The sequence below is a fragment of the Sneathiella sp. genome (assembly GCF_041689005.1).
Lineage (GTDB): Bacteria > Pseudomonadota > Alphaproteobacteria > Sneathiellales > Sneathiellaceae > Sneathiella.
Genome location: NZ_JBDNHC010000053.1, coordinates 21,088 through 31,040 on the forward strand (window position 1 = coordinate 21,088; position 9,953 = coordinate 31,040).

A 9,953-nucleotide genomic window follows, 5' to 3' on the forward strand; every position below is an offset into this window, starting at 1 on the left:
GCTCAGAAAGAGTAGAATTATGACAAAAATAGTAAATTTCCCTTCAAAAAAGAGTGTCACCGCCAAGAAAGGCATCGCCGAACTTCCGGAACGACTGCTTTCTGCCTGTGAAGCCCCAAAGTATGAACAGCCTTCAGATGACTATTATCTGGATCATATCCTGCATGCGCAAATGGCAAAACTCACGGGCGGAATTTCACCGATCGCGGTGGGATTGGCGGGGTTTGACTGGTGGGCGCATTTGATGTTTTCCCCCGCTAAACATCAGATGTTGCGGCAGAGCCTGATGAATAAGACTGCGCTGATCAGTGAATATGCCATAAAGGCTGCTTCCGGTGCAAAAGTGGAACCGGTTATTTCGGCTCAACCCGCCGATAATCGCTTTAAAACTGAAAACTGGGAGAAATGGCCATTTAATGTCATGGAACAAGGTTTTCTGTTGTACCAATCATGGTGGGACGAAGCGACGTCCGGCGTCCGCGGAGCATCGGATCATCATCTGGATGTCGTTTCTTACGCGGCGCGCCAGATGCTGGATGTTGTGTCTCCTTCCAACAGCCCCCTTACAAACCCCGATATTTTGCAAACAACGAAGGAGCAAGGGGGTAAAAATATCACCCAAGGCGCGCTGAACTTTATGAAAGATACCGCGCGCGTCATTGCCAACGAACCGGCTGAGGGAGCAGAAGCTTTTGAGGTCGGAAAAAATATTGCGGCGACAAAAGGCCAGGTTGTCTATCGCAACAAACTAATTGAACTCATACAGTATGAGCCAACCACCAAAGAGGTCTATGCCGAACCGATTTTAATCACCCCGGCATGGATCATGAAATACTATATTCTCGATCTCTCACCGGAGAACTCGCTAGTCAAATATCTCGTGGATAAAGGCCACACCGTCTTCATGATATCATGGAAAAACCCCGATGAATGCGACCGTGATATTGGGTTGGAAGATTATCTTCACCTTGGCATTGGCGAAGCACTGAAGGCTGTTAAATCGATTACAAAGGCGCCTCAGGTTCACGGCGTAGGATACTGTCTTGGGGGAACGCTGCTCTCCATTATGGCGGCGGTGCATGCCAGGGATGGCAATGAGTCGTTTAAAACGATCTCGCTGTTGGCCAGCCAGGTTGATTTTGAAGAGGCCGGAGAGATTATGCTCTTCGTTGATGAAAGTCAGGTTTCCTACCTTGAAGATGTGATGTGGAATCAAGGCTATCTTGATAAAGGCCAGATGGCAGGTGCATTTCAAATGCTGCGCCCGAATGATTTGGTTTGGTCGCGCATGATTAACGATTACATGCAGGGAAAACGCCAGCCCGTTTATGACATGCTGGTCTGGAACGCCGATGCCACCCGCATGCCGTACCGGATGCACAGCGAATACCTACGCGAGCTTTTCCTGAAAAACGATCTGGCCGAAGGGCGCTTTATTGTCAATGATGCGCCGATTGCGCTGCAAGATATCCGCACACCGCTGTTTTCGGTCGGCACAGCGTTGGACCATATAGCTCCGTGGAAATCGGTCTATAAAATTCTGCTGCTCACAGCAAGTGATATTACCTTTGTTCTGACCAGCGGCGGCCATAACAGCGGCATTGTCAGCGAGCCGGGCCATAAGGGTCGGACATTCCAGATTGCTGATGTTCCTAACACTGCACATTATATGCCGCCGGGACAGTGGCAAGACCGGACGCCCACAACAGAAGGCTCGTGGTGGGATGCATGGCAGGAGTGGCTTATGGGCCACTCGGATGGTAAAATGGCGCCTCCCACGATGGGAGATAAAAAAGATTATCTACCGATAAGGGACGCTCCTGGAAAATATGTGATGATGAAATAAGGCTGAAGGACATCGATAAGAAAAAGTACCCCCGCCCAGCGTTTGAACAACGGGGGGGGGCTTTCGCCAACCGGGGTCGCCGTGCATTTTAATCGAAAAAACCCTCCGCTATGCCGTCCTGATCGTCAGCTCCCCCTCCAGCGTTCTCTGGACGGGGCACTTGGCGGCGATCTCGATAAGTTTTTGCCGTTGGTCGTCGCTTAAAGCCTCGCCGTGGACGGTCACGTGTTTTTCAAAAACACCTTCCTTGCCGATATTCTGGAAGGTGAGGCTGACCTCAACCTTATCCAGCGGCCATTTTTGCTGAAGCGCATACCAGCGCACAGTCATTGCCGTGCATTCCCCTAAAGCCGCGAGCAACAAATCAAATGGCGCGGGACCAAGATTACCGCCGCCGTCATTCACGGGCTCATCCCCTTTTATAGTATGGCCCGACACCTCGATGGCAACGGCATAGTCGCTTTCGCCCGTTTCAGTTACGTGTGCGTTAATCATTTTGTCTTTAGACATTCAACTCTTCCCGAATATTATTTTGCGGCCTGAATAATCGTTTTCATGGTGTCTTCCACTTCTCCTGCAATTTTTGCCAGTACTGGAGAGGGGGAGAGGGAGATCAGCATATCCTTGGGCGAAAGCATGCCAATCTTGACACTGCCGCCTTCATTTTCCCACACGGAGATTCTACAGGGAAGCGCCATGTTCATATCCATATCCTCGGCCAGAACGGCGGCGGCCTGCTTGGGGTTGCAGATCTCAAATATCCGGCATTCCTGCGGCAGATCAATGCCCTTGGACTTGAGGGTTTCTTTCAAGTCATAAGTATGAAGTACGCCAAAGCTGTTGTCTTTAACCGCTTCCTCAATATCCAGTGCCGCCTGATCAATCTTTTTTTCGGTATCTACAATGTATTTCATAGCCATTTTCTTTCCTTCGGAGTTTTGTTGGTGTCCTTGTTCTCCTGCAATGCTTTACAGGCCCTGGCCATGACCAGTTCTTCATCGGTGGGAATGACGTAGACATCGAAATCACCGATCCAGCGCAGGCGGGCGATGATTCTTTCTCGAATGGGTTTGGCATTTTCGCCAATCCCGCCTGTAAAGACGAGCGCGTCCAGCCCCCCGATGGAGGGTACCAGCCCGGCGATTTGCTTGGCGGCGAGGGTGCAATATAGCTCCACCGCCTCTATGGCGCATGGGGCCGTGCTCTGGAGCAGTTCTCTCATATTATCGCTGATACCTGATACACCTTTCAGGCCCGAATTGTGATAGAGCAGATCGCTGAGGGCGGGCAACGGCATGCCGTCCGTCTCCAGTAGATAGAGCAGCACGCCCGGATCTAGCGCGCCGCAGCGAGTCCCCATCATGAGCCCCTCCAACGTGGAAAAACCCATGGTGCTATCCATGCTTTCAAGATCCTTCATGGCGCAGGCCGAGGCCCCGCCGCCCAGATGCGCGGCAATAACGCGCCCTATGATTTTCCCCGCCGCTTGTTCGGGCAGGACATCGGCAATATGTTGATAAGACAGGCCGTGAAAGCCGTAGCGGACGAGCCCTTCGTCGTGGTATTTTCGCGGCAGCGGCAGACGGCGGTTGATCTCCGGCATGGTGTGGTGGAAGGCCGTATCAAAGCAGGCGATATGCGGCACGTCCGGATATTGCTTGCGCGCGGCGGCGATGATTTTCAACGCTGCCGGCTGATGCAGGGGAGCCAGCGGAATAAGCTCTGTCAATTGCGTGATCACCTGATTCGTGAGTCGCTCGGGGTGTATGAAAGCGCGCCCGCCATGCACCACGCGGTGGGCGATAGACACCACGCCCTCCTTGCCCTTCAGCCATTCGGCGGCTTCCTCGGCAGTATGGACGGAGGCATCATCAATCCGCTGGAGCGTATTTGCGTCGAAGGCTGCCAGCTTCGTGTTGTTCGACCCGGCGTTGCAGGTCAGGATGAGGCTCGTCATGAGGGCCGCCTTCTCGCGTATAACAGCGCCAGAGCCGAGGAGGCGACACGGCTTTCGGCGTCGCCGGCGCGGCTTGTCAGAATAATCGGGACTTTGGCGCCGAGCACGATGCCGGCCCCTTGGGCACCGGAAAAATATCGCAGTTCTTTATACAGCATATTGCCGGATTCGATATCAGGGACGACCAGAATATCGGCATCCCCCGCCACGTCCGAGACGATACCTTTAATTTCGGCTGACTCCTTGGATATGGCATTGTCAAAGGCCAACGGGCCATCGACAAGGGCCCCCGTGATCTGCCCGCGCTGCGCCATTTTGCACAGCGCCGTTGCATCTAGGGTGGAGGGTATTTTTTCGGTCACCATCTCCACCGCCGAGAGGATCGCTACCTTTGGCGATCCCAGCCCCAGAGCCATAAATAGGTCAATCGCGTTCTGTACGATGTCCTTTTTCTCCATTAAATCGGGTTTGATGTTAATGGCGGCATCGGTGAGAAAGAGGGGTTTGGGGTAGCTCGGGACATCCAGCACGAAAACATGGCTCATGCGGCGTCCGGTGCGCAGGCCTATGTTTTTATCAACGACCGCTTCCATCAGCTCGTCCGTATGCAGTTTGCCTTTCATCAGGGCATCGATCTCACCCTCATTTGCCAGTTTGACAGCCAGGGCGGCAGCGGCGTGGCTGTGCAGAGTAGGGATGATACGGTAAGAAGCCAGATCCAGATCATTCTCCGCCGCGATTTTACGGATTTTACCTTCCGGCCCGATCAGCACAGGATCGATTATGCCGGCCTTGGCGGCTTCAATTGCACCCTCGAGGGAAAACATATCCACCGGATGCACTACAGCCACGCGCAAGGGCTTGAGGCTGGATGCCTTGTCCAGCAACCAAGTCTCGTGGTTATGCGCCTGGGTTTTAATCTGCACCTCGGGCAGCGGCAAGGCATCCCACCTTATCGTTTTGGAAGGCGCGAGGACAAGCGCCTCGCCCTCTAGGACATGCTCCCCGTCTTCATTGGTACATAATGTTTCAAACGTAATATGTTTGTGCTCGTCGTCTTTCTTGAGGACCTTGACCGACGCGGTAATGGTGGAGCCCAGATGCACGGGCTTTAAAAATTTGAGCGTTTGCCCGAGATAAAGAGTGCCCGGCCCCGGCAACTGCATTCCCAACAATACCGAGAACATCGATGCCGTCCACATGCCGTGACCAACAATTTGATGGAAAATATCGGTTTTGGCGTAGGATTCATCCAAATGCGCCGGGTTCATATCCCCCGTCACCGTGGCAAAAAGCTGGATATCCTGTTTCGTCAGCTTGCGCGTGAGCGTCGCTGAATCTCCGATTTTTATCTCATCATAGGTTTTGTTGGTAAGGGAAGTTTTTGTATCGGTCATGCAGGCGGCTTTCCTTTTGAAATTTCCATCATTTCGTCATTGTGTCGCGAAAGGGCATTGGCCCAAGGTAGACTATAAAAAGATCAGGTGAACGCAGAAATTGTGTTGGATCGGGTTAGGGAGGTCATAGCTCTTGTTTTTTTGGGTGAAGTAGTGTTGCTGAAAATGTAATCGGAAATGAGGCGGCATGCCGGAAAGAGGATGCCGTTACGCGCGTCTGGAATATATGTTTCCCGACTTTAATCGATTGTTTCATATCCGCCATCAACCATATGCACACCACCGGTGATGTTCCGGGACAGGTCGCTCACCAGAAACGCCGCCATGTTGCCTACATCTTCAATATCGATCATTCGATGAAGGGGCATTTTTATGGCCGTCGACTTTAAAAGCCCGTCAAAATCGGCAATCCCGGATCCGGCGCGGGTCTTTATAGCGCTGGGGGAGATGGCGTTCACGCGAATATTCTTATCGCCAAGTTCCGCAGCAAGATAACGCGTGGAGGATTCCAGCGCCGCCTTGACAGGGCCCATAAGCCCGTAATGTTTGACGACTTCCGTGCTGCCAATATAGGAGAGCGTTAAAAGGCTGCCGCCATTTTTCATCAAGCCTTCCGCCTGTTTTGCCAACCGGATAAACGAATGACAGGAAATGTCCATGGCCTCAAGAAAGCCGTCTAATGAGCAGTCCGTCACACGGCCGTGCAGATCGGCCTTTGGCGCGAAGGCGATGGCGTGCAACAGGAAATCCAGTGTTCCCCATTCCTTGTCCACAGCCTCAAATAATGCTGATATTTGTTCCTTACTGCACACATCGCATGGCATGATAATCGGAGCGGCGAGCGTCTCTGCCAAGGGCCTGACATAGGGCTGGGCCTTATCGCTCGCATATGTGACCGCCAATTCCGCGCCAGCCTGTTGGAAGGCGCGTGCACAGCCAAAGGCAATGCTTTGCTCATTGGCGATCCCCAGAACGAGCCCCTTTTTTCCAGTCAGATCTAATAATGCGGTCATATACATAAGCCCTTGTTATATTCAAGGACCATCTTAGAGCATATCTGGAAATATCTGGCTTTGATTAAAGTCAACTACGCATAATTATATGCGGCTTCTAATCTATGCCAAATTGGTAAGTATGACAATATTGTCAGCTGAAATTGGACACGCAGACGCTGGATTGGGCGGAGAAATTACATAAAAATGCCTATTTCGCCATTTCGCGCAGGGTATCGCGCGCAATGACGAGCTGCTGAATCTGCGATGTCCCTTCATAGAGACGGAAAACGCGGACGTCCCGGTACAGACGCTCGACCGCGCTCTCACTGATGTAACCAGTTCCTCCGTAAATCTGAACAGCCCGATCGGCGATCCTACCGACCATTTCTGAAGCAAAATATTTGCACATGGAAGCTTGCTTTGTTATGCGTTTACCGGCATCCCGGGCCGTTGCCGCCGCCATGATCATCGAGCGGGCGGCGTACTGATCCGTGACGGAATCCGCAATCATTGCCTGGATTAGTTGAAAATCGGCAATCGGGCTTCCGAATTGTTTTCTTTCGGTGGCGTAATTCACGGATTCTTCGATCAGGCGCTGCGCGACTCCTACGCAACCGGCGGCCATTCCCAGGCGGCCGCGGTCGAGGACTTTCATTGCGGTCTTGAACCCCATACCCTCGACGCCACCGATCAACGTGTGGGCTGGCACACGGACATCATCAAAATATACATCGCAGGCCTTGGCGCCTCTCTGTCCCATTTTGCGATACGGCTCGCCAAGAGTAATTCCCGGAGTATCAGCGTCGATAAAGAATGCCGAGACACCTGGACCGCTGCCAGAGTCCTCGCTGGTCCGGGCCATAACGGTGAAGACCTTCGCGAATGGCGCGTTCGAGATGAACCTCTTGGAGCCGTTGATCACGTAGTCGCCGCCATCCCGGCGTGCGGTTGTCCGCAAGGATTTCGCATCGGAACCTGAGCCCGGTTCGGTCAGGCAAAAACTACCCACGATCTCACCCGTTGCCATCAGTGGCAGATATCGGTTCTTCTGCTCTTCGGAACCGTCGATGATAATGCCCTGGCTACCAATACCGTTGTTGCTGCTACAGACGCTGCGATATGCCGGCGCGGCGCGGCTGAATTCGAACCAGACCTGAACTTCTTCCTCGGAATTCAGTCCAAGCCCCCCGTATTCGACCGGTATCGTAAGGCCGAACATCCCTAGCTGCCGCATACCCTCCATGATATGTTCAGGTATTTCATCGTTTTCGTCGACAAAGGCTTCTGCCGGCATCAGGTCAGTTTCCACAAAACGCCTGATTGTTTCGATCAATTGATTGAAAGTATCTGAATCTAGTGCCATTTGGTGCCCCTATTATCATTGTATTGGACTGTTTTTTTTAATCGGAATAGCTAGGTCAATTTGCCGAGACGTTCTGCCGTGCCTTCGTTGATAAGTAGTTGGGCACGTTCCTGTAATTTCGTCTTCTGGACTTTTTGCGTGCCTGTCATCGGCCAATCCCCGTCAAAGGACACGTATTTCGGCAACTTGTAGCTTGCGATGCTATCTTTGAAGTGGCCGATTAGCTCAGTTTCGCGTAATGTCACCCCATCATCGCAGGCGACGAATGCAAAGGGCACATCCCCTAATCGTTCGTCCGGCACACCGACAACAGCAACACGGTTTACGCCCGGATATGTCGCCAGATAAGCCTCAATCTCCGTCGGCGCCACATTGAAACCGCCGATCTTGAGCATCTCTTTTACCCGCCCGACATAGACCAGTTCGCCGAACGCGTTCACATAACCGAGGTCACCGGTTCGGAATCTGCCATCCGCGTCAAATGCAGAATTCGTTTCCTCGAGCTTGTTATAGTAGCCTTTCATCACGGTATATCCGGAGATTCGAATCTCACCGATTTCGCCGACGGGCATGTCTGTTTCCAAGTCTGGAGAAACGATATAAAGATTCACGCCCGGAAGCGGATGTCCGGTCGAACGCCGCCGCACGTCGATGGGCTCACGGCAGTCCGTGCGCGAGACGACATTAGTCGTTTCAGACATCCCGTATGAGTGCACGATTTGCGGCACGGACATTTCATTTGATAAAAAATCAAAGGATGCCTCCGAGATCGGCGCTCCGGATCCGGTTCTGAGTGAGCTCAGATCGTATTTCTGTCTGTCCGAGAAGTGCCGGAGATCGTATATGATAGGATCGGCAAAAAACGCCGACGTAACCCGTTCGCGTTCAACAATACGGCAGAATGTCTCAGCATCAAAATGCTCCATTAGCACGAGCTTTGATCCATGGGTCAGCCCTTGGCAATGTGCGGCGACACCTGAAGCGCTGAATGACGGGACTGTTAAAAGGAAAATGTCGTCCGGGGTCAATCCGGTCAACTCCCCGGCGTTAAAATTATTCTCGACTAAGGCTCCGTGGCAGACCATGGCCCCTTTGGGCAGGGACGTCGTACCCGACGTATAGACGAGCTGCGCCACATCATCCGGCTCGACGTCGGCGCTCAATGCTTCAAGACAGTCAGCCGGTAGGCCTGCATCAATACCGGCCTCTTCGACCTTGGCAAAGTCATACATAGATGGCGGCACCGGAGATGCACCGGAAATTAACACGCTCCGCAATTTCGGAAATTCCGCTGTCTCCCAGTCGTTTAACTTTTGTGACGGATAGTCGGGAACCATGCGTTCGAGCGTATCCAGATAGCGGAGAGATCCGAACGAAGATGCCATAATCAGCACGGACGTATCCGACTGAGACAGCAGGTAACTTATGTCCTCCGCACGGAGCCGCGTATTGATCGGTACCAGCACCGCGCCGAGGGCAGGGATAGCCCATCTGGCTACCATCCACTCAAGGCTATCCGTCATCCAAAGGGCGACATGATCGCCGCGTCGAACCCCGATGGACTTCAGTCCCTGGGCGAACCGCGCCACGCGCTGCAAAAGACCAGCATACGTCAGAACCCTGTCACCGTCGACGACCGCATCGCGCGAACCAAATTCGGACGCTACCCGCAACAGGGTCTCTGGTAATGTCTGGCCGCCCCGATCCGGTGTGAACGGTAATACGCGAAGGCGTCCTGACTTCTGCATCACCACCATCCGTTAGCGTAAGGAGAATTTTGGATCCAGGAAATCGCGCAGTGCATCACCCAATAGATTAATGGACAACACGGTTAACATGATTGCGATCCCGGGGAAGGTGATGGTCCACCAGCCTAGCTCGACGTACTGACGACCGTCCGCGACCATGATGCCCCACGTCGGCGTTGGCGGCGGCACACCGACGCCAAGGAACGACAGTGTGGATTCCAGAAGGATCGCGGCAGCGATCTGCAGTGAAGCAAGAACGATGATCGTGTTAATGATATTCGGCAGAATATGCTGAAAAAGAACGCGAAACGGATTGCTTCCAATCGCATACGCTGACTGAACATAGTCCAGTTCCCGGACCGACAGCGCTTCCGCGCGCACCATTCGGGCAAATGGTGCCCAATACAGCGATCCGATAATAAAGATAACGTTTAACAGGCTCGGCCCGATTGTCGCCGCAACGGCAAGGGCAATGAGAACGGAAGGTAGCGATAAAAAGAGGTCCGTTAGCCGCATAATAGCTTCGCCGACCCATCCTTCCATCATGGCAGACATAATGCCCAGCAGGACTCCGATTACCATCGCTAGGACAACCGAACTGATACCGACAATCAGAGAAACACGCCCACCGTAAATAATCCTGCTCA

General features: G+C 53.0%; 9 protein-coding genes. 1 reads left to right on the plus strand and 8 read right to left on the minus strand.

The window, feature by feature from the left end:
- Window positions 1–19: 19 nt before the first annotated feature.
- Window positions 20–1,846 carry a PHA/PHB synthase family protein gene (locus ACESNI_RS06190; RefSeq protein ID WP_373085647.1) on the plus strand — a complete coding sequence of 609 codons (1,827 nt, stop codon included), beginning with the start codon at window positions 20–22 and terminating at the stop codon, window positions 1,844–1,846.
- Between the two features lie 108 nt (window positions 1,847–1,954).
- Here the strand turns inward: ACESNI_RS06190 and ACESNI_RS06195 are convergent, their stop codons facing one another.
- The 8 genes from ACESNI_RS06195 to ACESNI_RS06230 form a co-directional block, all read right to left on the minus strand.
- Complete coding sequence (locus ACESNI_RS06195; protein ID WP_373085648.1) at window positions 1,955–2,356, minus strand: OsmC family protein; 402 nt, start codon at window positions 2,354–2,356, stop codon at window positions 1,955–1,957.
- A gap of 17 nt (window positions 2,357–2,373) precedes the next feature.
- Complete coding sequence (locus ACESNI_RS06200; RefSeq protein WP_373085649.1) at window positions 2,374–2,760, minus strand: DUF302 domain-containing protein; 387 nt, start codon at window positions 2,758–2,760, stop codon at window positions 2,374–2,376.
- Window positions 2,757–3,803 carry an acetate/propionate family kinase gene (locus ACESNI_RS06205; protein ID WP_373085650.1) on the minus strand — a complete coding sequence of 349 codons (1,047 nt, stop codon included), beginning with the start codon at window positions 3,801–3,803 and terminating at the stop codon, window positions 2,757–2,759. The genes ACESNI_RS06200 and ACESNI_RS06205 overlap by 4 nt, the downstream gene beginning before the upstream one ends.
- The gene (locus tag ACESNI_RS06210) at window positions 3,800–5,200 is read right to left on the minus strand and encodes a bifunctional enoyl-CoA hydratase/phosphate acetyltransferase (protein WP_373085651.1); all 1,401 of its coding nucleotides are present in this window, start codon (window positions 5,198–5,200) and stop codon (window positions 3,800–3,802) included. The genes ACESNI_RS06205 and ACESNI_RS06210 overlap by 4 nt, the downstream gene beginning before the upstream one ends.
- 239 nt (window positions 5,201–5,439) lie before the next feature.
- A complete protein-coding gene (gene fabI, locus ACESNI_RS06215; RefSeq protein ID WP_373085652.1) occupies window positions 5,440–6,213 on the minus strand; it encodes an enoyl-ACP reductase FabI in 774 nt (257 codons plus the stop codon).
- A gap of 190 nt (window positions 6,214–6,403) precedes the next feature.
- Complete coding sequence (locus tag ACESNI_RS06220; protein ID WP_373085653.1) at window positions 6,404–7,558, minus strand: acyl-CoA dehydrogenase family protein; 1,155 nt, start codon at window positions 7,556–7,558, stop codon at window positions 6,404–6,406.
- Window positions 7,559–7,608: 50 nt separating this feature from the next.
- Window positions 7,609–9,306: a class I adenylate-forming enzyme family protein gene (locus tag ACESNI_RS06225; protein ID WP_373085654.1), complete on the minus strand. Its 1,698-nt coding sequence runs from the start codon at window positions 9,304–9,306 to the stop codon at window positions 7,609–7,611.
- Between the two features lie 12 nt (window positions 9,307–9,318).
- The coding region (locus ACESNI_RS06230; RefSeq protein ID WP_373085655.1) for an ABC transporter permease at window positions 9,319–9,953 on the minus strand (635 nt) is incomplete at its 5' end.

What these genes read in the sequence shown, in the direction of transcription:
- ACESNI_RS06190 (WP_373085647.1), top strand. Translation starts at nt 20, where the DNA reads ATGACAAAAATAGTAAATTTCCCTTCAAAAAAGAGTGTCACCGCCAAG.
- ACESNI_RS06195 (WP_373085648.1), bottom strand. Translation starts at nt 2,356, where the DNA reads ATGTCTAAAGACAAAATGATTAACGCACACGTAACTGAAACGGGCGAA.
- ACESNI_RS06200 (WP_373085649.1), bottom strand. Translation starts at nt 2,760, where the DNA reads ATGAAATACATTGTAGATACCGAAAAAAAGATTGATCAGGCGGCACTG.
- ACESNI_RS06205 (WP_373085650.1), bottom strand. Translation starts at nt 3,803, where the DNA reads ATGACGAGCCTCATCCTGACCTGCAACGCCGGGTCGAACAACACGAAG.
- ACESNI_RS06210 (WP_373085651.1), bottom strand. Translation starts at nt 5,200, where the DNA reads ATGACCGATACAAAAACTTCCCTTACCAACAAAACCTATGATGAGATA.
- fabI (WP_373085652.1), bottom strand. Translation starts at nt 6,213, where the DNA reads ATGACCGCATTATTAGATCTGACTGGAAAAAAGGGGCTCGTTCTGGGG.
- ACESNI_RS06220 (WP_373085653.1), bottom strand. Translation starts at nt 7,558, where the DNA reads ATGGCACTAGATTCAGATACTTTCAATCAATTGATCGAAACAATCAGG.
- ACESNI_RS06225 (WP_373085654.1), bottom strand. Translation starts at nt 9,306, where the DNA reads ATGCAGAAGTCAGGACGCCTTCGCGTATTACCGTTCACACCGGATCGG.